Here is a 24,407-nt window from a genome sequence, read left to right as displayed (position 1 = left end):
GACTGATATGCGCCGTCTCACCGCACCCGGCTGGCCCGGTAACCTGCTGGCCGTGGTGGCCGGTGCTATCACCACCCTGGCGCTGGCGCCGTTCGATATCTGGCCGCTGGCACTGGTGGCGGTCGGGGTGTTCTATGCCGGCATGCGCCAACTGACACCACGCCAGGCCTTCGGGCGTGGCTGGTGTTTCGGTTTTGGCCTGTTTGGGGCGGGCACCAGCTGGATCTACTACAGCATCCATCACTTTGGTGGCGCTTCGGTGTTGCTGGCCGGGTTGTTGATGCTCGCGTTCACCGCAGCGATCGCCCTGTTCTTCGCCCTGCCCGCCTGGCTCTGGGCGCGCTGGCTGCGCCGCAACGAAGCGCCCCTGGCCGATGCCTTGGCGTTTGCCGCGCTGTGGGTGGGCCAGGAAGCATTTCGCGGCTGGTTCCTCACCGGTTTCCCCTGGCTGTACTCCGGTTACAGCCAACTCGACGGGCCGCTGGCCGGGCTCGCGCCGCTGGGCGGGGTGTGGCTGATTTCGTTTGCCCTGGCCCTGAGCGCTGCGCTGATCGTCAACCTCCCCCGCATGCTGGCGGCCCGGCGCAACGTGTTTGTCGGCGCCGGCCTGGTACTGCTGGTCGCACCGTGGGCCATTGGCCTGGCACTCAAGCACCATGCCTGGACCAGCCCCGCAGGCGAGCCGCTGACCGTCGCCGCGATTCAGGGCAATGTCGAACAGAGCATGAAGTGGGACCCGGCGCAGCTCAACGAGCAACTGGCGCTGTATCGCGACATGAGTTTTGCCTCCAAGCGCGTCGACCTGCTGATCTGGCCGGAAACCGCCGTGCCAGTGCTCAAGGAGTCCGTCGAGGGCTACCTGGGGATGATGGGCAAGTTCGCTGCTGACCGAAACGGTGCAATGATCACCGGCGTGCCGATTCGCCAGGAAGTGCGCCATGAAAAGCGCTACTTCAATGGCATCACCGTGGTCGGCCAGGGCGATGGCACCTATCTGAAGCAGAAGCTGGTGCCCTTTGGCGAATACGTACCGCTGCAGGATGTATTACGCGGCCTGATTGCGTTCTTCGACCTGCCGATGTCGGACTTTGCCCGCGGCCCTGAAGATCAGGCGCTGCTGCAAGCCAAGGGCTATCAGATCGCGCCGTACATCTGCTACGAAGTGGTCTACCCCGAGTTCGCCGCCAGCCTCGCCGCCCGCAGCGACTTGCTGCTGACCATCAGCAATGACACCTGGTTCGGCACCTCCATCGGCCCCTTGCAGCACCTGCAAATGGCCCAGATGCGCGCCCTTGAGGCTGGCCGCTGGATGATCCGCGCCACCAACAACGGCGTGACCGGCCTGATCAACCCGTACGGGCAGATCACCGAGCAGATCCCGCAGTTCCAGCGGGGCATCCTTTACGGTGAAGTGGTACCGATGCACAACCTGACGCCGTACCTGCAATGGCGCTCGTGGCCGCTGATCATCCTGTGCCTGGGGCTGTTTGGCTGGGCGTTGCTGGCCGGGCGCATGGCCAAGACGGTCTAGGCAGAAAAACACAAAACCCAATGTGGGAGCGGGCTTGCCCGCGATGGCAGTGGGCCAGTCAAGTATCCAATAACTGACACACCGCCATCGCGGGCAAGCCCGCTCCCACAGGTTGATGTGCGGCGTTAACGGTAGAACAGCCGGTAACCTACCTGCCCCACCGCCTCATTGATCAACTGCCCGCTCTGCCAGATCGACTTGAACTCCGGCATCCAGCCACCCAGCGGCCGGGCATTGTCCACACCCAGGAAGCCGACCGGCGCCGGCACTACGGTAAAGCCGGCCTTCTCGAAGCTCCACACCGAACGGGGCATATGCCAGGCCTGGGTCACGAGCACCACGCGCTTGACGCCCTGGGGCAGCAGGATTTCGGCACTCATCTGCGCATTTTCCCAGGTCGTGCGGCTGCGTTCTTCCTTCCAGCGCACGGCTACGCCAAAGTCTTGTTGCATCGACACCGCCATCAACTCCGCCTCGCTGGGCGGCGTGCCATAGTGCAGGCCGCCGGTGGTCAGCACCGGCAACCCCGACGCCTTGGCCAATCGCGCCGCATACCGCTGGCGTTCAAGGCCGACACCGGTCGGTTGGTCTGCGCCCCAGGCCGGATCGCCCCGCTCGCGACCCGAGCCCAACACCACAATGGCATCGGCCCGTTGCGCCAGGCTGGCCCAGTCTTCCACGGCCAATGGTGGTTCGGTTTCCAGCGCCCGTGCGCCCCACTCCACCATCACCGGCAGGCTGATCAGCCACATCCCGCCAAACCCCAAGGCAAAGCACAGCCCAGCCAAGCGCGGGCGGCTGCGACGAAACCACCAGGCAAGGGCCAGCAGCAGCAAGAGAATGCCGGGCGGCAGCAATAATTGTTTGATGAAATAACGAATAGGCATCGAGCATCTCCAAAGATGCCCGAAGCCTAAGGTGTAACGGGGTTTAGCGACAATCTTTACACGCGGCGGATAACGCTGATCAGGTTACTTGAATCGTGCAGACCGCAGCTTTTCCGGGCCACGGCTGGCCGACAAGTCCTTGAGCCATACCACCTTGGACGATCGCACCGCCTCCCTGGCTGGCACAGGAGCCACCCATTGCGGGATTGGGCGCGCGTTCAAGTCCAGGTAGGCCTTGATCACTTCAAACTCTGCGGGGCTCAAGCCTCGCAGTTCCAGCTCATCAGGCCGTTCGTCACGCAATCGGCCAGCGGTTCTGGCTGCGTCCAGTGCTCGACCCAAACGGTCGATCAGTCCTTCATACACTTCAGGTTTCGTTCTCATTCGCTGCGAATCAACCATCCCCTCACCTCATTAAAGATAAGTCTCACTCCCCAATAAACAGCGTAGCTGCGCTGACGCAACCAACCGCGCGCCGCGACCAACGGCCTGCGCTGCGCAATCAGGGTTTCCCTCGATAGAGTGGGGTCATGTATGCTACGGCGCTTCCTGTAACTCCACTTCCCGCAGGGTTTGGGCACGGACGCGCCGCTTTTTGGTGTCGATCAACCCGGACAATGCACCGAAGAGGATTAGGCCACCCCTATTCAGTTCAAAAGTAGCCATGCACGAACAATATCAGCCCCGTGAAATAGAAAATGCCGCCCAAACTTTCTGGGATGAGCAAAAGTCCTTTGAAGTCAGTGAACAGCCAGGCAAGGAGACTTACTACTGCCTATCGATGTTCCCTTACCCCAGCGGCAAACTACACATGGGGCACGTGCGTAACTACACCATCGGCGACGTGATTTCCCGCTATCAGCGCATGCTCGGCAAGAACGTCCTGCAACCTATGGGTTGGGACGCCTTCGGCATGCCTGCGGAAAACGCCGCGATGAAAAACAACGTAGCGCCCGCCAAGTGGACCTACGAAAACATCGCCTACATGAAGTCCCAGCTGCGCAGCCTGGGCCTGGCCGTGGACTGGTCCCGCGAAGTGACCACCTGCAAGCCGGACTACTACCGCTGGGAACAATGGCTGTTCACTCGCCTGTTCGAAAAAGGCGTGATCTACAAAAAAAGCGGCACCGTGAACTGGGACCCGGTCGACCAGACCGTCCTGGCCAACGAGCAAGTGATCGACGGTCGCGGCTGGCGTTCCGGCGCGCTGATCGAGAAGCGCGAAATCCCGATGTACTACTTCAAGATCACCGCCTACGCGGATGAACTCTTGTCGAGCCTCGACGACCTGCCGGGCTGGCCTGAACAGGTCAAGACCATGCAACGCAACTGGATCGGCAAGTCCAAGGGCATGGAAGTGCAGTTCCCGTACAACGTCGATTCCATCGGCGCCGAGGGCGCACTGAAAGTCTTCACCACCCGTCCGGACACCCTGATGGGCGCGACCTACGTCGCCGTGGCCGCGGAACACCCGCTGGCCACCCTGGCCGCCAAGAACAATCCTGAGCTGCAGGCTTTTATCGCCGAATGCAAAGGCGGCAGCGTGGCAGAAGCCGACGTCGCCACCCAGGAGAAAAAAGGCCTGCCAACCGGCCTGTTCGTCGAGCACCCGCTGACCGGTGAAAAACTGCCGGTGTGGGTCGCCAACTACGTGCTCATGCACTACGGCGATGGCGCAGTAATGGCCGTACCGGCCCACGACGAGCGCGACTTCGAATTCGCCACCAAGTACAACCTGCCGATCAAGTCGGTGGTACGCACCAGCTCCGGCGACAGCAACCCGGCCCCGTGGCAAGACGCCTACGGCGAACACGGCACCCTGATCAACTCCGGCGAGTTCGACGGCCTGGACTTCGCAGGCGCTTTCGACGCCATGGAAGTCGCCCTGATCAAGAAAAACCTTGGTGCCTCGCGCACCCAGTTCCGCCTGCGCGACTGGGGTATCAGCCGCCAGCGCTACTGGGGCTGCCCGATCCCGATCATCCACTGCGAAAGCTGTGGCGATGTGCCAGTGCCGGAAGACCAACTGCCGGTGGTACTGCCAGAAGACGTGGTGCCAGACGGCGCCGGCTCGCCGCTGGCGCGCATGCCCGAGTTCTACGAGTGCACCTGCCCCAAATGCGGCCAGCCTGCCAAGCGTGAAACCGACACCATGGACACCTTCGTCGAGTCCTCGTGGTACTACGCCCGCTACGCCTCGCCACACTATGAAGGCGGCCTGGTGGAAAAATCCGCAGCCGACCACTGGTTGCCGGTGGATCAGTACATCGGCGGTATCGAACACGCGATTCTGCACCTGCTCTACGCGCGCTTCTTCCACAAGCTGATGCGCGACGAAGGCCTGGTGAGCTCCGACGAGCCGTTCAAGAACCTGCTGACCCAAGGCATGGTGATCGCCGACACTTACTATCGCCGCGAAGCCAATGGCGCCTACACCTGGTTCAACCCGGCGGACGTCGAGTTGGAGCGCGACAGCAAGGCCAAGGTGATCAGCGCCAAGTTGAAATCCGACGGCCTGCCGGTGGAAATCGGCGGCACTGAGAAAATGGCCAAGTCGAAGAACAACGGCGTTGACCCGCAGTCGATGATCGATCAGTTCGGCGCCGATACCTGCCGCCTGTTCATGATGTTCGCCTCGCCGCCCGATATGAGCGCCGAATGGTCGGACTCCGGCGTCGAAGGCTCGCACCGCTTCCTCAAGCGCGTCTGGCGCCTGGCCCATGCCCATATCAGCCAGGGCTTGCCGGGCAAACTGGACGTGGCGTCGCTGAACGATGAGCAAAAACTGATTCGCCGCAGCACTCACCTGGCCATCAAGCAAGCCAGCCAGGACGTGGGCCAGCATCACAAGTTCAACACCGCTATCGCCCAGGTGATGACGCTGATGAACGTGCTGGAAAAAGCCCCGCAGGTCACCGAGCAGGACCGCGCGCTGGTACAGGAAGGCCTGGAAACCGTCGTGCTGCTGCTGGCGCCAATTACTCCGCACATCAGCCACGACCTGTGGAGCCAGTTGGGCCACAGCGGCGCTGTGATCGACGCTACATGGCCGGTCGCGGATGACAGCGCCCTGGTACAGGACACGCTGCAACTGGTGATTCAGGTCAACGGCAAACTGCGCGGCCAGATCGACATGCCCGCCAGCGCCAGCCGTGAAGAAGTCGAAGCCGCTGCTCGCTGCAATGAGAACGTGCTGCGCTTCACCGAAGGCCTGACGATCCGCAAAGTGATCGTGGTGCCCGGCAAACTGGTCAATATCGTCGCTAGCTAATCGGATCGGGCGCCGGGGCAAGAGCCCTGGCGCCGAACAAAACCTCCAGGGCCTCGATAAGGCCCACATGGTTTCAAGGGGAGCAATAAAATGATCAAACGCAACCTGCTGGTTATGGGCCTTGCCGTATTGCTGAGCGCTTGCGGCTTCCAGCTGCGCGGCACCGGCACCACGGAACTGGCGATCAAGGAACTGGATGTCAGCGCACGCAACGCCTATGGCGAAACCGTGACCCAGCTGCGCCAAACCCTGGAAAACAGCGGCGTCAAAGTCTATCCCGGTGCAGCTTACAAGCTAGTGCTGATCGACGAGAAAGAAACCCAGCGTAATATCAGCTACGCCAGCGCCGGCCGCTCTTCCGATCTGGAAATGAGCAGCGTGCTCGTGTTCCAGATCCAGGGCCACGACCAATTGCCACTGATCAACGACAAGTTGCAAGTGCAGAAAGTGGTGAGCTATGACGGCAACAATATGGTCGGCTCCGACACTGAGGTCAGCCAGGTGCGCAATGAAATGCGCCGTGACCTGGTCCAGCGCATGGTCATGCGCCTGCAAATGATCAGCCCGGCCCAACTGGATGCCCTGCAGCAGACTGCCGACGCCAAGGCCAAGGCGGATGCCGAAGCGCTGAAAGCCGCGCAAGACTATGAAAACAGCATCCCCAAGCAATCGCCTGTTGAAGTCCCAGCCGAGTAAACCAGACGGGGCGCGTCAAGCGCCCCGTTCATCCTGCCTATGAAACTCGCTCCCGCCCAACTCGCCAAACACTTGCAAGGCAACCTCGCGCCTGTATACATCGTCAGTGGCGATGATCCGCTGCTGTGCCAGGAAGCCGCCGACACCATTCGCCAGGCTGCGCGCCAGCAAGGCTTTGATGAACGCCAAGTGTTCAGCGCCGATGCCAGCTTCGACTGGGGCACCCTGCTCCAGGCCGGGGCCAGCATGTCGCTGTTTGCCGAAAAACGCTTGCTGGAGTTGCGCCTGCCCTCGGGCAAGCCTGGGGATAAAGGCGCGGCAGCCCTGATGGAATACTGTTCACGCCCCGCCGAGGACACGCTGTTACTGATCAGCCTGCCCAAGCTCGATGGCAGCGCGCAGAAAACCAAATGGGGCAAGGCCTTGGTGGAAGGGGCGCAAACCCAGTTCATCCAGATCTGGCCGGTCGACAGCAGCCAGTTGCCGCAATGGATTCGCCAGCGCTTGTCGCAAGCCGGGCTGTCTGCCACCCAAGATGCTGTCGAGCTGATTGCGGCTCGGGTCGAAGGCAACCTGCTGGCCGCCGCCCAGGAAATCGAAAAGCTCAAGCTGATGGCCGAAGACGGGCAGATCACCGTTGAAACCGTGCAAGGTGCGGTGGCCGACAGTGCAAGGTTTGACGTATTCGGGCTGGTGGACGCGATCCTCAATGGCGAACCGGCGCATGCCCTGCGCATGCTCGAAGGGCTGCGCGGTGAAGGTGTGGAGCCGCCAGTGATTCTCTGGGCCCTGGCCCGCGAACTGCGTGTGCTGGCCAATATTGCCCTGCAATACAGCCAGGGCACGCCACTGGACAAATGTTTCAGCCAGGCCCGCCCGCCGGTCTGGGACAAACGCAAGCCCCTGATGAGCAAGGCGCTGCAACGGCACTCGGCGCAACGCTGGGCGCAATTGTTGCTCGAAGCCCAGCGCATCGATGCGCAGATCAAGGGCCAGGCTGCCGGGTCGCCGTGGATGAGTTTGAGTCGTTTGTCGCTGCTTATGTCCGGCCAACGCCTGACACTGCCTGCCGAATAATAAATCCTCCAGAGCAACACAAAACCAATGTGGGAGCGGCATTTCACATTCAGACCGAGGCCATGTCCTACATCGCGCCGGGCTGGACAGCCGGCCAACTTCGGCAGATGATTCGCAGCGCATTACCCACCCATCGGAGAGCACCGATCATGAGCAAAAAGCCATCCAAGCATGGCCCCAACAAGGCCAAATCCATCATCGCCCAGCCGTTGTTCCGCAGTCGCCAGGAACGAGCCGGCAAAGGCAAAGGCAGCTACCGCCGCGAAGCCTTCCAGTCTAATAGCTGGGAGGCTTCTTACTTTCTGGCTGCCTGAAGGCAAGTGCCCCTCTGGCATGATAAGGTCTGCACCTGATTCGTATTTCCTGGACCTGTGCATGCCCTCTAGTCTTTCCCGTCGTTGGCACCTTCGCCAATTGATTGCTGCCTCCAGCCTGATCCTGTTAGTCGCCTGCGCCGAAAAACCCACCGCCGCCGACGCTCAGCCCCTGCCCACACTCCAGACCGCACCGGTTGCTGCACCCGCCGTAGTTGCGCCCCTGGCCGTGACCAATCTCGATATCCAACCGACCCAGACCTTCGCCGAATGGCAGGCGGGTTTTCGCGTCGAAGCCCTGAAGGCCGGCATCACGCCTGCAGTGTTCGACAGCGCCTTCGCCAACGTCACCCCTGACATGGCGATCATCCGTGCCGACCGCAGCCAACCGGAGTTCTCCCGGCCGGTGTGGGAATACCTCAACGGTGCCCTGTCGGCGTTGCGCGTGCGCAATGGCCAGGCATTGCTGATCAAGCATGCCGATATCCTGCAAAGCATCGAACAACGCTACGGCGTGGACCGCCAGGTATTGGTCTCGGTGTGGGGCATGGAAAGCAACTTCGGCTCCTTCCAGGGCAACAACTCGGTGATCCGCTCCCTGGCGACCCTGGCCTACGAAGGCCGCCGCCCGGCATTCGCCCAGGCGCAATTGCTGGCCGCGCTGCAAATCATCCAGCATGGTGATATCCCAGCCGAACAGATGCGCGGTTCCTGGGCCGGTGCCATGGGCCAGACCCAGTTCATTCCAACCACCTATAACACCCACGCGGTGGACTTCGACGGTGACGGACGCCGCGACATCTGGAACAGCTCCGCCGACGCCCTCGCCTCCACCGCGCACTACCTGCAAAGCTCTGGCTGGCAGAAGGGCCAACCGTGGGGCTTTGAAGTGCAGCAATTGCCAACGAACTTCGACTACGCCCTGGCCGATGGCGTGGTGCGCAAGCCGGTGGGCGAATGGTTGAAACTCGGGCTGCAGGTGCCGGCCGGCGCCAGCGTACCGCCCAACGTAGACACCCTGTCCGCTGCCCTGCTGCTGCCGGCAGGCCACCGTGGCCCGGCATTCCTGGTGCTAGATAACTTCCGCGCGATCCTCAAGTACAACAACTCGTCGTCCTACGCCCTGGCAGTCGGCCTGTTGTCCGAGCGTTTTGGCGGGGGCGGCGTGATTCGCGGGGATTGGCCAACGGACGAACTGCCACTGACCCGCTCCCAGCGTATCGAGTTGCAGACGGTGTTGAGTGCCAAGGGTTATGAGGCAGGCAACCCGGATGGGATTATCGGTGCCAATACGCGCAAGGCGATTCGTGCGGCGCAGCAGTCGTTGGGCTGGCCGGCGGATGGGTACCCGACGGTGAAGTTGCTGGAATCCTTGCAGAGCCGCTAGAACTGCGTAAAGCGGCTACCGCCTTCGCGAGCAAGCCCGCTCCCACAGGGGCAAATGCGGGCTTGCTGGCGATAACGGCCTGACAGACGACTAAATACTCAAGGTTTGAGCACCACATCCTGCTCCAGCACCAACCGCTGTTCCCCCGCATCCAGGCGCACCAAGGCGCCCATCGGCAAGGTCAGGTTCGGGTCGCAATGACCGCTGCGCCATCCGGACAGGACCGGGATGCATAACGATGCGAACGTCTGTTTCAGCAGCCTGCCCAGCGCCGCGCTATCTACCCCCGCTACATCCCCCACCAGCACACCGCGAACCTGCGCCAACTTGCCCGCCAGGCGCAAATGCGTCAGTAGGCGGTCGATACGGTAGATCGGTTCGTTGACGTCCTCGATAAACAGGATGATGCCCTCGGCATCGATTTCGAACGGCGTGCCCATCACGGCCGCGATCATTGACAGGTTGCCCCCCAGCAGGCGCCCACTGGCGATGCCTGGCTCAACGGTGGTCAACGGGTAGGCCACCGGGTGCGCCAGCACACTGCCAGCCCCCAGTTGCCCACGCAGCAGGCTGAACAGCGATGATTCGGTGGGTTGTTGCTTGTCACCGAGCAGGTCGGCATTGAGCATCGGGCCGTGGAAGGTCACAAAACCGGCGTAGCGGCTGATCGCCAAGTGCAGCGCGGTGATATCGCTGTAGCCGACGAAGGGCTTGGGGTTGGCGGCCAGCAGGGCGAAATCCACGCCGTCGAGCAAACGTGGAGTGCCGTAGCCACCGCGCAGGCAGAAGATGGCGTCGATATCGGGGTCGGCGAAGGCTGCATGCAGGTCGCGCAGGCGTACTTTATCGCTGCCGGCCAGGTAGCCGTCGCGCTCGTACACCCCCGAGAAGATCCGCAACTCGTAGCCACGGGTACGCATCCATTGCCCGGCCTTTTCCACATCCAGCGCGGCAGGGCCGGCGGGGGCGATCAGGCCGATAGTGCCTTCAACTCGCAACGCGGGTACGACGGCACTCGCTTGAGCGGTCATCCATGTTCTCCCTATCTGTAGCGCAGAACCCAATGTGGGAGCGGGCTTGCTCGCGATGCAGGCGCCTCGGTATATCAGTTGCACCGAGGTGATGCTATCGCGGGCAAGCCCGCTCCCACACAAGCCCGCATTCCACATTGATTGCGGTGCGGCTTACGAAACCAGGCTCGCCTTGACCAGCTTGGCCTGCTCGTCGGCGTGGTACGACGAACGCACCAACGGGCCCGACGCGACGTTCTTGAAGCCCATCTTGTAGCCTTCTTCGGCAAACCAGGCAAAGGTGTCCGGGTGCACGAAGCGCTGTACCGGCAAGTGGCTACGCGATGGCTGCAGGTACTGGCCGAGGGTCAGCATGTCGATGTCATGCTCGCGCATGCGCTTCATGACTTCGATCACTTCATCGTCGGTTTCGCCCAGGCCCAGCATCAGGCCGGACTTGGTCGGGATGTGCGGCATCATCTGCTTGAATTTCTGCAGCAGGGTCAACGACCACTGATAGTCCGAACCCGGGCGCGCAGCCTTGTACAGGCGTGGCACGGTTTCCAGGTTGTGGTTGAACACATCTGGCGGCTCGGCAGCGGTGATTTCCAGGGCGACATCCATACGGCCGCGGTAGTCCGGGACCAGGGTCTCAAGCATCACGTTTGGCGACAGCTTGCGGATTTCGCGAATGCAGTCGGCAAAGTGCTGGGCACCGCCGTCACGCAGGTCGTCGCGGTCTACCGAGGTGATGACCACGTACTTGAGCTTCAGGTCGGCAATGGCGATGGCCAGGCTTTCTGGCTCGTTGACGTCCAGTGGCTTCGGCCGGCCATGGCCAACGTCGCAGAACGGGCAACGACGGGTGCAGATATCACCCATGATCATGAAGGTGGCGGTGCCACCGGAGAAGCACTCACCCAGGTTCGGGCAGGAGGCTTCTTCACACACGCTGTGCAGCTTGTGTTTACGCAGCAGCGCCTTGATACGGTCGACTTCCGGCGAAACCGGGATGCGGACGCGGATCCAGTCGGGCTTTTTCGGCAGTTCGGTGGTCGGAATGATCTTCACCGGGATGCGTGCAACCTTCTCGGCGCCGCGCAGCTTGACGCCGGCTTCCACCTTGGCACGCGGAGCCGGGGCCGGACGGTCGGTAATGTCCAGCGTCGGGATCATGGTTTGCACAACATCAGTAGTCATATCAGTCGATTCCGCCCGTCAGGGTCGTCTGCTCAGCATAGTCGAGGTGTTTGACGAGCTGCGCGCGCAGCCGGGCACTAACCTCGGCAAATTCTATGGGTGTTGCGTGATCGCTCAACTGGGTCATGGCCAAACCGGCGTAACCACAGGGATTGATCCGGCGAAACGGCGCCAGGTCCATGTCCACGTTCAGGGCCAGGCCATGAAAGGAACAACCATGGCGGATGCGCAGGCCCAGGGAAGCGATTTTCGCGCCGTCGACATACACACCGGGTGCATCGGGCTTGGCCGCTGCCGTTACGCCGTAGCTGGCCAAGAGTTCGATCAGGCAGTTTTCCATGCGACTGACCAGCTCGCGCACGCCATAACCCAGCTTGCGCACATCCAGCAGCAGATAGGCCACCAGTTGCCCGGGCCCATGGTAAGTCACTTGGCCACCTCGGTCGACCTGCACCACCGGAATATCACCCGGAAGTAGTAGATGTTCGGCCTTGCCAGCCTGGCCCTGGGTGAACACCGGCGGGTGTTCCACCAGCCAGATTTCATCAGGAGCCGAAGTGCCGCGCTCGTTGGTGAAGCGCTGCATGGCGTGCCATACGGGCTCGTAAGCCATCTGGCCGAGCTCGCGAAAGCCCAGGACCTGGGACATCACAACACCATATGTACGAAACCGGTGGCTCGCAATTCGCTGTTGATGTCGTAGAGCTGGTCTTGACCGGTTGCAACGATGTGCAACTGGATCGTGGTGTACTTACCGTTGGTGCTCAAACGCTCATCCACACGGTTGTCGTTGATCGTTGCGTGTTTACGCATGATTTCAAGGATCTTGTCTTTGTTGCCCACACCGGTATCGCTGATCACCTTGACGGGATAATCCGTCACTGGGAATTCGATCTTTGGCGCCTCTACTTCTTTATCGGTCATGGCGTAACGGCCTCGTAAGCGGTAAGCCGTGGCGACGGGCAAAGCCCCGCGTCGGATCAACGCGGGGCTTTGCGGGTGCACACAATCAGTTGAACAAGCCGTAGAAGAATAGACGGATGCTATCCCACACGCGGCGGAAGATACCACCTTCCTCAACGGCGTCGAGCGCGATCAGATCGGCGCTGTGTACGACTTTGTCGTCCAGCTTCACTTCGACTTTACCGATCACATCGCCCTTGGCGATAGGCGCGGTCAGTTGTGGGTTCATGGTCATGCTGGCAGCCAGTTTCTTCAGCTGGCCTTTAGGCATGGTCAGGGTCAGGTCATCAGCCAGGCCAGCCTTGACTTGACGCTCGGTGCCTTTCCAGACCGGAGCCTGGGCCAGTTCAGCGCCCTTCTGGTAGAAGGTCTGGGTTTCGAAGAAGCGGAAACCGTAGGTCAGCAGCTTCTGGGTTTCAGCCGCACGAGCCTGCTCGCTGTTGGTGCCGAACACTACGGCGATCAAGCGCTGGCCATCACGTACAGCCGAGGACACCATGCAGTAGCCGGCTTCGTCGGTGTGGCCGGTTTTCAGGCCATCCACAGTCTTGTCACGCCACAGCAGCAGGTTGCGGTTAGGCTGCTTGATGTTGTTCCAGAAGAACTCTTTCTGGGAGTAGATGGCGTAGTGCACCGGGTCGACACGAATGATCGCGCGCGCCAGGATCGCCATGTCATGGGCCGACGAGTAGTGGTCTGGGTTCGGCAGGCCGGTCGGGTTCATGAAGTGGCTGTTGGTCATGCCCAGGTCAGTCACGGTTTTGTTCATCATGTCGGCGAATGCATCTTCGCTGCCGGCAATGTGCTCGGCCAGGGCGACGCTGGCGTCGTTACCGGACTGGATGATGATGCCGTGCAGCAGGTCGCTGACAGTCACCTGGGAGCCGACCTTGATGAACATCCGCGAACCGCCGGTACGCCAGGCGTTTTCGCTGACGGTCACCGGATCGTTTTCACCGATCTGGCCACGACGGATTTCCAGGGTCGCGATGTAGGCGGTCATCAGTTTGGTCAGGCTGGCCGGCGGCAGGCGCTGGTCACCATTGTTTTCGACCAGCACGTTGCCGCTGGCGGCATCCATGAGCACGTAGGACTTGGCAGCCAGTTGCGGTGGCGCTGGCATCATTTCGACGGCCCAGGCAGCGGGCGCGATGATCAGCGGGACAAGCAGGCACAGGCGTTTGGCTAAGGTGGTGATGTTCATCCGTCTCTCGAAATTGCTTATGGAAACTTGCCCTCGCGGGCAAAACTATTCAGACAACCCGTTGCCAGGCTGTCGCGTATTCAGTTGCCAGCTCAACCCTTGCCTTCGGGTTTTTATTATTCGACGAGCCTGCAACCAGGGCCCCGGCACGCAAGCGCACCAGCACCCTAGATCCGCTACTGCTTATTCGGCGCTGACCACGCTGGGCTGACCCAGGTTGGCCAGTCGCACGCTGTTCTGCACCTGGGCAATCTCGCCCGCCGAGCCGATGGGGCCCAGGCGTACACGGTGCAGGGTCTGCTGGTTACGCACGATGGAGCTGATAAACACCGGCGCGCTGACCATCCCGCTGAGCTTGGACCTTAACAGTTCTGCCGCATCCGGGTTGGCGAAAGCGCCGACTTGCAGGTATTGCCCGCCCGCCGCACTACCCGGCGCCGCCTGTGGCACGGCCACGACTGGCGCGGCGTGTTGCTGGGGCGGCGGCGTCCACTGCTCGACCTTGCCCGCCGAGGCGGTGATCTGCGGTTGCGCGCTTTGTGGCTCGTTGAGCATCAATGGCGCCGGCTTGCCGCGCTGCGCCCAATACTGGGCAGGGTCGATGCCTTCGACCTTGACCCGCGCCGTGCCGGTTTCGGCATAGCCGAGTTTTTTCGCGGCGGCGTAGGACAAGTCGATGATTCGGTCGGAATAGAACGGCCCACGGTCGTTGACCCGCAGGATCACCGTGCGGTTGTTGTCCAGGTTGGTCACGCGCACATAGGCAGGCAGCGGCAGGGTCTTGTGCGCCGCGCTCATGCCGTACAGGTCATACACCTCGCCGTTGGCGGTGTTCTGGCCGTGGAACTTGGTGCCGTACCAGGACGCCGTGCCCGACTGCACGTAGTTCTTGGACTCTTGCAGCGGGAAGTAGGTCTTGCCCAGCACCGTGTAGGGGTTGGCTTTGTAGTTGCCGGTATGCAGGGTCGGCGTGGCATCCGGGATACGCGAGACGTCGACGTCCCACCACGGCGCGCCGTCCTTGTGGGCACGGTTGATGTCCAGCCCCGGCTGCGCGCGGACTACCGGGCCACCGGCCTTCTGCACCGGCGCTCGGCTGGTGGAGCAACTGACAACCAGCAAGGACAATGCGGCCAGCGCCACCAGCTTGAGCGGTTTATTGATCGGCGATACCCGCATTACTTGACGCCCCGTGCTTGAACCAGCATGTCTGACAGCTGATGCACGGCCATGGCGTACATCACACTGCGGTTATAACGCGTGATTGCGTAAAAATTCTTCAGGCCCATCCAATATTCCGGGCCGTCTGCACCTTCCAGGCGGAAGGCGGTAACCGGCATATCATCGCGCAGCGCATCATGACTTGACCAGCCCAGCGCCCGCAACTCCCCGACGGTTTTCACCGGCTCGATGCCCTGGGTCAGGCCCTCATCGGCGCGATCGCCCGTGACGTCCGCACGGATCACCACCGGTTCGCCACCTACCCAGCCATGACGCTTGAAGTAACTGGCAACGCTGCCAATGGCATCATCGGGATTGCTCCAGATATTGATATGGCCATCACCGTCAAAATCCACGGCGTAGGCGCGAAAGCTGCTGGGCATGAACTGTGGCAGGCCCATGGCGCCGGCGTAGGAGCCTTTGAGGGTCAACGGGTCGACCTGCTCCTCGCGGGCCAACAGCAGGAACTCACGCAGTTCCTTGCGGAAAAACTCGGCACGGGGCGGGTAATCGAAGCCCAGGGTCGACAAGGCGTCGATCACCCGGTAACTGCCGGTATTGCGCCCGTAAAAGGTTTCAACGCCGATGATCGACACGATCACCTGGGCCGGCACGCCATATTCCTGCTCGGCGCGGGCCAGCACGGCCTCGTGCTGCCGCCAGAAATCCACGCCCCTGGCCACGCGGGCGTCAGTCAGGAACATCGGACGATATTCCTTCCACTGCTTGACGCGCTCGGCGGGCCGGGAGATCGCGTCGAGGATCGACTGCTTGCGCTGCGCCTCGCGGAATACGCCCATCAGTTGTTCGCCGGCGAAACCATAGTCACGGGTCATCTCACCGACAAATTCGGCGACCTGGGGCGAGCCGTCGTAATCGCCGGCCAGGGCGGGCGGCGAAGCGCCAAAGGCGCCCAACAGGCCCAGACAGGACGCGTATCGAGCAGCCCAGCCGCGCATTGCTTGCATTGACATCTTCACCTTATTCAAACCTGTGCGATCCACTTGCGATGGGTATGGATCGACATCAAAACCCCAAACGCTGACAGTAATGTCACCAGCGAAGTTCCGCCGTAGCTAATGAACGGCAACGGCACCCCAACCACCGGCAGCAGGCCACTGACCATACCGATGTTGACGAAAACGTAAACAAAAAAAGTCATTGTCAGCGCACCGGCGAGCAATTTGCCGAACAACGTCTGCGCTTGCGCGGTAATCACCAGGCCACGCCCGATCAACAACAAGTAGATCAGCAGCAGTGCGCAGATGCCCACCAGGCCGAACTCCTCGCCCATCACCGCAATAATAAAGTCGGTGTGGCTTTCCGGCAGGAAGTCCAGGTGGGACTGGGTGCCCAGCAACCAGCCCTTGCCAAACACACCGCCGGAACCGATCGCGGCCTTGGACTGGATGATATTCCAGCCGGTGCCCAGCGGATCGCTCTCGGGATCGAGGAAGGTCAGGACCCGCTGTTTCTGATAGTCATGCATGAAAAAGAACCACATGGCGACAGCCACCGGCACGGCCGCCACCAGCACGCTGACGATCCAGCGCCAGCGCAGGCCGCCCATGAACAGCACGAACGCACCGCCGGCGAGGATCAGCAGGCCGGTGCCGAGGTCCGGCTGGCGCACAATCAGGATGAAAGGAATGCCGATCAGGATCAGGCTTATCCCCACATGCTTGAGCTGCGGCGGCAAGGTGCGCTTGGCCAGGTACCAGGCGATCGTGGCCGGCATCAGGATCTTCATGAATTCCGACGGCTGGAAGCGAATCACCCCGGGGATATTGATCCAGCGGGTGGCGCCCATGGCGTTATGCCCCATGACGTCCACCACCACCAGCAACAGTACGCCGGCGACGTAGCCCAGCGGCACCCAGCGCGCCATGAAGCGCGGCTCCAGCTGGGCGATCACGACCATCGACAACAGGCCCAGACCAAACGACGACGCCTGCTTGATCAACAGATCCCAGTTCTTGCCACTGGCCGAATACAGCACGAACAGGCTGCCGGCCGCCAGGGTCAGCAGCAGGATCAGCAAGGGGCCATCAATGTGCATGCGCTGCAACAAGGTGGCGCGGCGACGCATCACATCCTCACTGGAGAGAATGCGGTCAAAATTACTCTTCACGGGCCGTAGCCTCCGCGCTTGAAGGGTTGGCAAACTCAGGCCTGAGCTTGCCGTCCTGGTCCAGCAACCAGGCGTCCATGATCTGGCGCACCACCGGGGCGGCCACGCCGGAACCGGACTCGCCGTTCTCGACCATCACCGCCACGGTGATCTTCGGGTTGTCGGCCGGGGCAAAACCGACGAACAAGGCGTGGTCGCGATGGCGTTCCTGGACCTTGGAGCGGTCGTACTTCTCGCCCTGCTTGATTGCCACCACCTGGGCGGTACCGCTCTTGCCGGCAATCCGGTACTGCGCGCCAGCGGCGGCCTTGCGCGCCGTGCCCCGGGCACCGTGCATGACTTGCTGCATACCGTGGTTGACCTTGGTCCAGTCGGACGGGTCGCGCAGGATGATGTCCGCAATCGGGTTTTCATCCACCGGCTTTTCACCCTCGATGGTCTTGGCCAGGTGCGGGCGAATCCACTTGCCCTTGCTGGCCACCAGCGCCGTGGCCTGGGCCAGTTGCAAGGGGGTGGCCTGCATGTAGCCCTGGCCGATCCCCAGGATCAGGGTCTCGCCCGGGAACCAGGCCTGGCGACGGGTGGCGCGCTTCCACTCCCGGGAAGGCATCAGGCCCGGGGATTCTTCAAACATGTCCAGGGATACTTTCTGACCCAGGCCGAACTTGCCCATGTAGGTCGACAAACGATCAATCCCCAGCTTATGGGCCAGGTCATAGAAGTAGGTGTCGTTGGAACGCATGATCGCCGTGTCCAGGTCCACATAGCCGTCGCCGGTGCGGTTCCAGTTACGGTACTTGTGATCGTAGTTGGGCAACATGTAATAGCCCGGATCGTAGACTCGGCTGGAAGCGGTGACCACGCCCGCGTCCAGGCCGGCAATCGCCACCGCCGGCTTGATGGTCGAGCCCGGCGGATACAGACCGCGCAGCACCCGGTTGAACAGTGGCCGGTCAATGGAGTCGCGCAATTCGGCATAGGCCTTGAAGCTGATCCCGGTCACGAACAGGTTGGGGTCGAAACTCGGCTGGCTGACCATCGCCAGCACCTCGCCCGTGTTCGGATCCAGCGCCACCACCGCGCCACGACGCCCGCCAAGGGCCATTTCAGCAGCCTCCTGCAGCTTGATATCCAGGCTCAGGACAATGTCCTTGCCGGGAATCGGGTCGGTCCGCTTGAGCACCCGTAGCACGCGGCCGCGGGCGTTGGTCTCGACTTCCTCGTAACCCACCTGGCCGTGCAACTGCGGCTCGTAGAAACGCTCGATACCGGTTTTGCCGATATGGTGCGTACCGCTGTAATTGACCGGGTCGAGGGTTTTCAGCTCTTTCTCGTTGATCCGCCCCATGTAACCGACCGAGTGGGCAAAGTGCGCCCCTTGCGGGTAGTGGCGCACCAACTGCGCCACCACTTCCACACCCGGCAGGCGGAACTGGTTCACCGCAATCCTGGCGATCTGTTCTTCGGTCAGCTCAAACAGGATCGGCACCGGTTCGAACGGGCGGCGCCCCTGTTTCATGCGTTTTTCGAAGATCACACGGTCTTCCGGGGTCAGTTGCAGCACCTCGACGATCACATCGAGGACCTGCGGCCAATCACCGGAGCGTTCGCGGGTCATGCTCAGGCTGAAACTGGGTCGGTTATCGGCGATCACCACGCCATTGCGGTCGAAAATCAGGCCACGGGTCGGCGGAATCGGTTGCACATGCACCCGGTTGTTTTCCGACAACGTGGAGTGATACTCGTACTGAATCACCTGCAGGTAATACAGACGGGCGATCAACACGCACATCAACGCCACCACCGCGATAGCGCCAAAGATCACCCGCGCGCGTACAAGGCGTGCGTCTTTCTCGTGGTCCTTGATGCGGATCGGCTGGGTCATCAGGCAGGGCGCAGACTATTTGTGGTAAGGGTGCCCGGACAGAACTGTCCAGGCGCGATACAGCTGTTCACCGATCAGGATCCGCACCAGCGGATGGGGCAACGTCAGGGGCGACAGCGACCAGCGCTGATCGGCCCGCGCGCAGACTTCCGGCGCCAGCCCCTCGGGGCCGCCGACCATGAAGTTGACCGTACGCGAATCCAGGCGCCAACGATCCAGCTCCACCGCCAACTGCTCGGTGCTCCAGGGCTTGCCGTGCACCTCAAGGGTGACGATGCGCTCGTTGGCACCGACCTTGGCCAGCATCGCCTCGCCTTCCTGACGGATAAAGCGCGCCACGTCGGCGTTCTTGCCCCGGGTGTTGAGCGGTATTTCCACCAGTTCCAGCGCAAGCTCGGATGGCAGACGCTTGGCATACTCATGCCAGCCTTCTTCCACCCACTTGGGCATGCGTGAACCGACAGCAATCAGACGCAGGCGCACAGCCGTTCCTTATTCCTGGTCTTTGTTGAGCTTGTCGAAGTGCGCGTGACCGACTTCCGGGCTGTGGTGCTTGCCATCGGCGGCACGGCTCTGCTCGGCGCCTTTCCACAGACGCTCCAGGTCGTAGAACTGACGAGCGTTGCTGGTCATCATGTGTACGATCACGGTGTCCAGGTCAGCCAGCACCCAGTCGCTGTCGCCCTTGCCTTCTTCACCCAATGGCTTGACGCCCTGGGCTTTGACGGCTTCGCGAACCTTGTCCAGCATCGCGCCGATCTGGCGGTTGGAGGTACCGGTGGCGATGATCATGAAGTCGGTGATGCTTTGCTTGTCACGCACGTCCAGGACCTGAATGTCCTGGGCCTTCACGTCTTCCAGGGCCGCGACGGCCAGCGCTACCAGCGCTTCACCCTCAGGAGCCGGGACCAACAGGGCTTCCACCGGCAACGGTGCGCTCTTGAACGTGCCTTTGCGCTTAACTTTGCTTACGTCTTTGTTCGTCATATAAAACTCGTTTTGCTCAATAGTTCGGGCGCTTCAATACACGATTATTCGTGCCTTCAAGCGCGCCTTTTCAGTTCGACGCACGGTAAAGCCCGTGCGCATCGATGTAGGCCAGGACCGCGTCAGGCACCAGGAAACGTACCGACTTACCGCTGGCCAGCAGTTGACGGATCTGGGTGGCGGACACCGCAAGCGGGGTCTGCCAGACGAATGCAATATTCCCGCTCGGCCCGGTCAGGGCCTGTGGGTCACTTACCGACCGCGCTGCCAGCAGGTTGCGCAAGGCATCCGGCGGTTCGCTGTCGGCATCCGGGCGTTGCAAAACCAGGATGTGGCAATGCTGGAGCAACTCTTCCCAGCGATGCCAAGTGGGCAGTCCGCAAAATGCGTCCCAGCCCAAAAGCAGAAACAACTGGTCATCGGCGGCCAACTCGGCCCGCGTCTGTTCCAGGGTGTCGATAGTGTAGGACGGTTTATCGCGCTTGAGTTCGCGGTCGTCCACCACCAACGGGGCAATGCCGGCCACCGCACACTGCACCATCGCCAGGCGCTCCTGCGCGCTGACTTGCGGCGTGTCCCGGTGCGGCGGCCTGGCGTTGGGGATCAGCCGCAGCTCTTGCAGCCCGAGGGTATCCGCCACTTCCAGGGCACTGCGCAAATGGCCGATGTGCACGGGGTCGAAGGTACCGCCGAACAGCCCGATGCGTTTACCCATCAAGTGCGCACATGACCGTCACCAAACACCACGTACTTCTCGCTGGTCAGGCCTTCCAGGCCAACCGGCCCACGGGCATGCAGCTTATCGGTGGAAATCCCGATCTCCGCCCCCAGGCCATACTCGAAGCCGTCGGCAAAGCGTGTCGAGGCGTTGATCATCACCGAAGCGGAGTCCACTTCGTTAAGGAAACGCCGGGCATCGCTGAAATGCTCGGAAACAATGGCGTCAGTATGCTTGGAGCCGTAGGTGTTGATGTGCTCGATGGCCTGGTCCAGATCGTCGACGATCCGAATCGACAGGATCGGCGCGGTGTATTCGGTGTACCAATCCTGCTCGGTCGCCTCGATCACATCGTTGCCCAACAGCGCCCGGGTACGCTCGCAACCCCGCAGTTCCACGCCCTTGTCACGGTAGATCGCAGCCAGAGGCGGCAACACGCGCTCGGCAATACCGGCATGGACCAACAGGGTTTCCATGGTGTTGCACGGCGCATAGCGATGGGTCTTGGCGTTATCGGCAATGCGGATCGCCTTGTCGAGATCGGCCGCCACATCAATAAAGACGTGGCAGACGCCATCCAGGTGCTTGATCACTGGCACCTTGGCATCACGGCTGACGCGCTCGATCAGGCTCTTGCCACCGCGCGGCACGATCACGTCGACAAACTCAGGCATGGTGATCAACGCGCCCACGGCCGCGCGGTCGGTGGTTTCCACCACTTGCACCACTTCGGCCGGCAACTCTGCCACGGCCAGGCCCTGCTGGATGCAGGCGGCGATCGCGCGGTTGGAGTTGATGGCCTCTGAGCCGCCACGCAGGATGGTGGCGTTACCGGACTTCAGGCACAGGCTAGCGGCGTCGATGGTCACGTTCGGGCGCGACTCATAGATGATGCCGATCACGCCCAGGGGCACGCGCATCTTGCCAACCTGGATGCCTGACGGCAGGTAGCGCATGTCGCGGATTTCGCCGATGGGGTCAGGCAGCTTGGCCACCTGGCGCAGCCCTTCGATCATGTCGTCGATACGTGCCGGCGTCAGCGCCAGGCGATCCAGCAATGCCGGTTCCAGACCATTGGCCCGGCCGTTGGCCAGGTCCAACTCGTTGGCGGCGGTCAACTCGGAGCGCGAGGCATCCAGAGCATCGGCGGCAGCCAGCAGGGCACGGTTCTTCTGCGCGGTGCTCGCACGGGCGATCAACCGCGAGGCCTGACGGGCAGCGCGACCCAGGCGGGTCATGTAGTCAAGAACGGACTCAGTCATGGTCTGGTGGGGTCTTGGCAAAGAGGAAAGCGGCAGATTATAGCTGTCGCGCCGTCCTACGGACAGCGGTGAGGGGCGGATGGTCGAAATGAACTGTAAAAACTCGACGTTCAGCGGTGATTAAGCCTGGAGTTGATATCATCCTGTCACATTTGGCCTGCGCAACCGCCCTTCGTTATGTCCAGCTCACCCCCCAAGTACCCCGCCAAGCCCCTGCCTGATGGGTTTTTCGACCGCGACGCACAAACGCTCGCGAAAGATTTGCTGGGCAAAGTCATCCGTCATCGTGTCGGCGATGTGTGGCTGTCGGCGCGAATTATTGAAACCGAAGCCTATTACCTGGCCGAAAAAGGCAGCCATGCGTCCCTCGGCTACACAGAAAAGCGTAAGGCTTTGTTTCTGGATGGCGGCCACATCTATATGTACTACGCCCGTGGTGGCGACTCCCTGAACTTCAGCGCCCAGGGGCCGGGCAATGCCGTGCTGATCAAGTCGGCCTACCCGTGGGTGGATGAGGTTTCAGGGCCTGCAAGCCTGGCGCAGATGCTGTTGAACAATCCCGACGCCAGCGGCCGCCCGCGCCCGGCCCACAAGCTCTGCGCCGGGCAGACGTTGCTGTGCAAGGCCCTGGGTTTGAAAGTGCCGATGTGGGACGCCAAGCGCTTCGACCAGGCGCTGCTCTACGTGGAGGATGTGGGCCTGGCGCCCACGCAAATTATCCAGACCACCCGCCTGGGCATTCCCGGCGGGCGCGATGAACACCTGATGTATCGCTTCGTCGATGCTGACCTCGCACCCTATTGCACGCGGAACCCGTTGCGACGCGGCCAGGTCGAAGGCCGCGATTACGTTTTGATTTGAATATCTGAAACAACCGTTTCTGCTGGAAATGGCATCTGCAACACAGCCGATGCCCTGTAGGAGCTGGCTTGCCAGCGATTGCGGTGAGTCAGGCGACATTATTGTCGCTGTCACGACGCTATCGCTGGCAAGCCAGCTCCTACAAGGGTCGCCGGTGTTTTGAGAAGCGCATTCCAGGCAGCGGTTCATTGATGGAGTGATTGTATGGGCCCATGGCTCGATGGCATTACCGGCTGGCTGACCCTCAATCCGCAATGGCTGGCGGCAGCGGTGTTTATCGTCGCCTTTGTGGAATGCCTGGCCATCGCCGGGATTATCGTGCCGGGTACGGTGCTGCTGTTCGCCATTGCCGCACTGGCCGGCAGCGGCGCGCTGTCCCTGGGCGAGACCTTGCTGCTGGGCTTGCTCGGCGGGCTGCTGGGCGATGGGATTTCCTACTACCTGGGTCGGCATTTCCACCAGAACATCCGGCGCCTGCCCGGCCTGCGTCATCATCCCGAATGGATGGACGGGGCCGAGGCCTACTTTCAGAAGTACGGCATCGTCAGCCTGCTGGTAGGACGCTTCATTGGCCCACTGCGCCCCATGCTGCCCATGGTCGCCGGGATGTGCGACATGCCATTCCCGCGCTTTGCTGCCGTCAGCGTGCTGGCCGCCGCCGGCTGGTCGGTCGCCTACCTGTTGCCTGGCTGGGCCGCAGGTGCAGCGTTCCGCCTGCCGCTGCCCGAAGGGTTCTGGCCTGAGGCTGGGGTGGTTGCCGCCTGCCTGGCCGTGTTGTTCGGTATCGCCCTCAACAGCACCCTTCGCGGCCACCGCCGCGCCACACTGTGGGTGGGCTGCGCCAGCCTGGCCTTGTTGATTGCGATGTTTATCGGTTATCCGTACCTGAACCACTTTGACCAGGGATTGATGGCCCTGGTCCAGGAGCATCGCAGCCCAACCATGGACCGAGTCATGGTGATGATCACGCAGTTGGGTGAGTTCAAGAAGATGTTCGTCGCCAGCGCCGTGCTGACCGGCCTGCTGTTCCTGGCTCGGCAATGGCGCCAGGGGATCTTTGTCGGCGCCACACTGCTGGGCGCCGCGCTGATCAATACCGGGAGCAAGCTGTTCTTTGCCCGTGGTCGACCAGAAATCCTCGTCGACCCACTGACCAGCTTCAGCATGCCCAGCGGTCACGCCTCGGGCTCGTTTGCGTTCTTCCTCGCGTTGGCGGTGCTGGCCGGTCGCGGCCAACCGATTCGCATGCGTCTGGCCTGGCTGCTGCTGGGGGCGATCCCGGCCGCCGCCATTGCACTGTCAAGGGTGTACCTGGGGGCGCACTGGCCGAGCGATATCCTGGCTGGCACCTTACTGGCAATGACGGTTTGCGCCTTCAGCCTAACGCTGAGCCAGCGCCAGAGCTCGCTACCGCCCATGGCGCCAAAGGTCTGGTGGCTGATCGTGCCGGGATGCGTGGCGGTTCTGGGGTTCTTTGCCCTGACCGGGACCTCCCACGCTTTGCTGCGCTACGCCTACTGATCTAGGCAGGACCGACCCAGTCCACGGGAGTGCTACGCCGCTCAGCACAGCGCTCCCGGCGTTCGAACAACATCTCATCGGCGATTTCGGCAGCCCGCTCGGCAATGTACTCCGGGCCACGATCGCCAGCCTGCTGAATCAATTGCGCGGTCACACTGACAAAAAAAGCATCCCAGATCGGCTGCTCCGATGGCGGCAATCGAATCATGTTCATTCCCTGATAGTAGTGGCTGAAGCTCCACTATTTCAGGCGATGGGCACCTGGCATCGAAGAAAAATCC

The 24,407-nt window shown here is 61.8% G+C and carries 24 protein-coding genes; 8 read left to right on the top strand and 16 right to left on the bottom strand.

The genetic code is table 11. The annotated features are described in order from the left end of the window. Positions 1–7: 7 nt before the first annotated feature. On the top strand, positions 8–1,531 hold the full coding sequence (gene lnt, locus HKK57_RS13470; protein WP_092230644.1) for an apolipoprotein N-acyltransferase: 1,524 nt from the start codon (positions 8–10) through the stop codon (positions 1,529–1,531). A 125-nt stretch (positions 1,532–1,656) separates the two neighbouring features. Here the strand turns inward: lnt and HKK57_RS13465 are convergent, their stop codons facing one another. Both HKK57_RS13465 and HKK57_RS13460 read right to left on the bottom strand, forming a co-directional pair. Further along, a complete protein-coding gene (locus HKK57_RS13465; protein ID WP_070995644.1) occupies positions 1,657–2,418 on the bottom strand; it encodes a YdcF family protein in 762 nt (253 codons plus the stop codon). 84 nt (positions 2,419–2,502) lie between these two features. Further along, a complete protein-coding gene (locus HKK57_RS13460) occupies positions 2,503–2,820 on the bottom strand; it encodes a hypothetical protein (RefSeq protein WP_029292245.1) in 318 nt (105 codons plus the stop codon). Between the two features lie 262 nt (positions 2,821–3,082). Here HKK57_RS13460 and leuS point away from each other — a divergent pair, with 262 nt between their 5' ends. From leuS to HKK57_RS13435, 5 genes are all read left to right on the top strand, one after another. Continuing rightward, complete coding sequence (gene leuS, locus HKK57_RS13455; protein ID WP_029292247.1) at positions 3,083–5,689, top strand: leucine--tRNA ligase; 2,607 nt, start codon at positions 3,083–3,085, stop codon at positions 5,687–5,689. Positions 5,690–5,779: 90 nt separating this feature from the next. After that, a complete protein-coding gene (locus HKK57_RS13450) occupies positions 5,780–6,385 on the top strand; it encodes an LPS-assembly lipoprotein LptE (RefSeq protein ID WP_029292248.1) in 606 nt (201 codons plus the stop codon). A 39-nt stretch (positions 6,386–6,424) separates the two neighbouring features. Beyond that, positions 6,425–7,462, top strand: coding sequence for a DNA polymerase III subunit delta (gene holA / locus HKK57_RS13445; RefSeq protein ID WP_029292250.1), 1,038 nt, complete (start codon positions 6,425–6,427; stop codon positions 7,460–7,462). Positions 7,463–7,611: 149 nt separating this feature from the next. Then, a complete protein-coding gene (gene arfA / locus HKK57_RS13440; RefSeq protein WP_003176285.1) occupies positions 7,612–7,776 on the top strand; it encodes an alternative ribosome rescue factor ArfA in 165 nt (54 codons plus the stop codon). Between the two features lie 61 nt (positions 7,777–7,837). After that, positions 7,838–9,163, top strand: a complete 1,326-nt coding sequence (locus HKK57_RS13435; protein ID WP_092230658.1) for a lytic murein transglycosylase — start codon at positions 7,838–7,840, stop codon at positions 9,161–9,163. 98 nt (positions 9,164–9,261) lie between these two features. On the opposite strand, the gene HKK57_RS13430 is transcribed toward HKK57_RS13435, so the two are convergent. From HKK57_RS13430 to HKK57_RS13370, 13 genes are all read right to left on the bottom strand, one after another. Then, positions 9,262–10,194 carry a S66 peptidase family protein gene (locus HKK57_RS13430; RefSeq protein WP_169390276.1) on the bottom strand — a complete coding sequence of 311 codons (933 nt, stop codon included), beginning with the start codon at positions 10,192–10,194 and terminating at the stop codon, positions 9,262–9,264. Between the two features lie 153 nt (positions 10,195–10,347). Next, positions 10,348–11,349, bottom strand: coding sequence for a lipoyl synthase (gene lipA / locus HKK57_RS13425; RefSeq protein ID WP_166647861.1), 1,002 nt, complete (start codon positions 11,347–11,349; stop codon positions 10,348–10,350). Positions 11,350–11,374: 25 nt separating this feature from the next. Next, positions 11,375–12,022, bottom strand: a complete 648-nt coding sequence (gene lipB, locus HKK57_RS13420; RefSeq protein WP_029292255.1) for a lipoyl(octanoyl) transferase LipB — start codon at positions 12,020–12,022, stop codon at positions 11,375–11,377. Then, positions 12,022–12,297 (bottom strand): DUF493 domain-containing protein, encoded by a 276-nt coding sequence (locus tag HKK57_RS13415; RefSeq protein ID WP_169390275.1) that lies wholly within the window; start codon positions 12,295–12,297, stop codon positions 12,022–12,024. Before HKK57_RS13415 ends, lipB begins: the two co-directional genes overlap by 1 nt. 85 nt (positions 12,298–12,382) lie before the next feature. Continuing rightward, positions 12,383–13,540 carry a D-alanyl-D-alanine carboxypeptidase family protein gene (locus HKK57_RS13410; protein WP_029292257.1) on the bottom strand — a complete coding sequence of 386 codons (1,158 nt, stop codon included), beginning with the start codon at positions 13,538–13,540 and terminating at the stop codon, positions 12,383–12,385. Positions 13,541–13,723: 183 nt separating this feature from the next. After that, a complete protein-coding gene (locus tag HKK57_RS13405; protein ID WP_029292258.1) occupies positions 13,724–14,719 on the bottom strand; it encodes a septal ring lytic transglycosylase RlpA family protein in 996 nt (331 codons plus the stop codon). Continuing rightward, positions 14,719–15,729, bottom strand: a complete 1,011-nt coding sequence (gene mltB / locus HKK57_RS13400; protein WP_029292259.1) for a lytic murein transglycosylase B — start codon at positions 15,727–15,729, stop codon at positions 14,719–14,721. Before mltB ends, HKK57_RS13405 begins: the two co-directional genes overlap by 1 nt. A 17-nt stretch (positions 15,730–15,746) precedes the next feature. Beyond that, a complete protein-coding gene (rodA, locus tag HKK57_RS13395) occupies positions 15,747–16,850 on the bottom strand; it encodes a rod shape-determining protein RodA (RefSeq protein WP_050492738.1) in 1,104 nt (367 codons plus the stop codon). A 31-nt stretch (positions 16,851–16,881) separates the two neighbouring features. After that, the gene (gene mrdA / locus HKK57_RS13390; RefSeq protein ID WP_029292261.1) at positions 16,882–18,777 is read right to left on the bottom strand and encodes a penicillin-binding protein 2; all 1,896 of its coding nucleotides are present in this window, start codon (positions 18,775–18,777) and stop codon (positions 16,882–16,884) included. A gap of 15 nt (positions 18,778–18,792) precedes the next feature. Beyond that, positions 18,793–19,260, bottom strand: a complete 468-nt coding sequence (gene rlmH, locus HKK57_RS13385) for a 23S rRNA (pseudouridine(1915)-N(3))-methyltransferase RlmH (protein WP_029292262.1) — start codon at positions 19,258–19,260, stop codon at positions 18,793–18,795. A 9-nt stretch (positions 19,261–19,269) separates the two neighbouring features. Next, positions 19,270–19,764 (bottom strand): ribosome silencing factor, encoded by a 495-nt coding sequence (gene rsfS / locus HKK57_RS13380; protein ID WP_032861691.1) that lies wholly within the window; start codon positions 19,762–19,764, stop codon positions 19,270–19,272. Positions 19,765–19,834: 70 nt separating this feature from the next. After that, positions 19,835–20,479, bottom strand: coding sequence for a nicotinate-nucleotide adenylyltransferase (gene nadD / locus HKK57_RS13375; RefSeq protein WP_029292264.1), 645 nt, complete (start codon positions 20,477–20,479; stop codon positions 19,835–19,837). Then, positions 20,479–21,744, bottom strand: a complete 1,266-nt coding sequence (locus HKK57_RS13370) for a glutamate-5-semialdehyde dehydrogenase (protein WP_169390274.1) — start codon at positions 21,742–21,744, stop codon at positions 20,479–20,481. The genes nadD and HKK57_RS13370 overlap by 1 nt, the downstream gene beginning before the upstream one ends. A 177-nt stretch (positions 21,745–21,921) precedes the next feature. Here HKK57_RS13370 and HKK57_RS13365 point away from each other — a divergent pair, with 177 nt between their 5' ends. Then, positions 21,922–22,605: a DNA-3-methyladenine glycosylase gene (locus HKK57_RS13365; RefSeq protein ID WP_169390273.1), complete on the top strand. Its 684-nt coding sequence runs from the start codon at positions 21,922–21,924 to the stop codon at positions 22,603–22,605. A 204-nt stretch (positions 22,606–22,809) separates the two neighbouring features. Beyond that, positions 22,810–24,126, top strand: coding sequence for a bifunctional DedA family/phosphatase PAP2 family protein (locus HKK57_RS13360; protein ID WP_029292267.1), 1,317 nt, complete (start codon positions 22,810–22,812; stop codon positions 24,124–24,126). Between the two features lies 1 nt (position 24,127). Here HKK57_RS13360 and HKK57_RS13355 read toward each other — a convergent pair whose 3' ends face one another. After that, complete coding sequence (locus HKK57_RS13355; RefSeq protein ID WP_029292268.1) at positions 24,128–24,334, bottom strand: hypothetical protein; 207 nt, start codon at positions 24,332–24,334, stop codon at positions 24,128–24,130. Between the last annotated feature and the right edge of the window lie 73 nt (positions 24,335–24,407).

Origin of the sequence: Pseudomonas sp. ADAK21 (assembly GCF_012935735.1) — a bacterium.
GTDB lineage: Bacteria > Pseudomonadota > Gammaproteobacteria > Pseudomonadales > Pseudomonadaceae > Aquipseudomonas > Aquipseudomonas proteolytica.
This window is presented reverse-complemented; position numbering and strand designations above follow the sequence as displayed.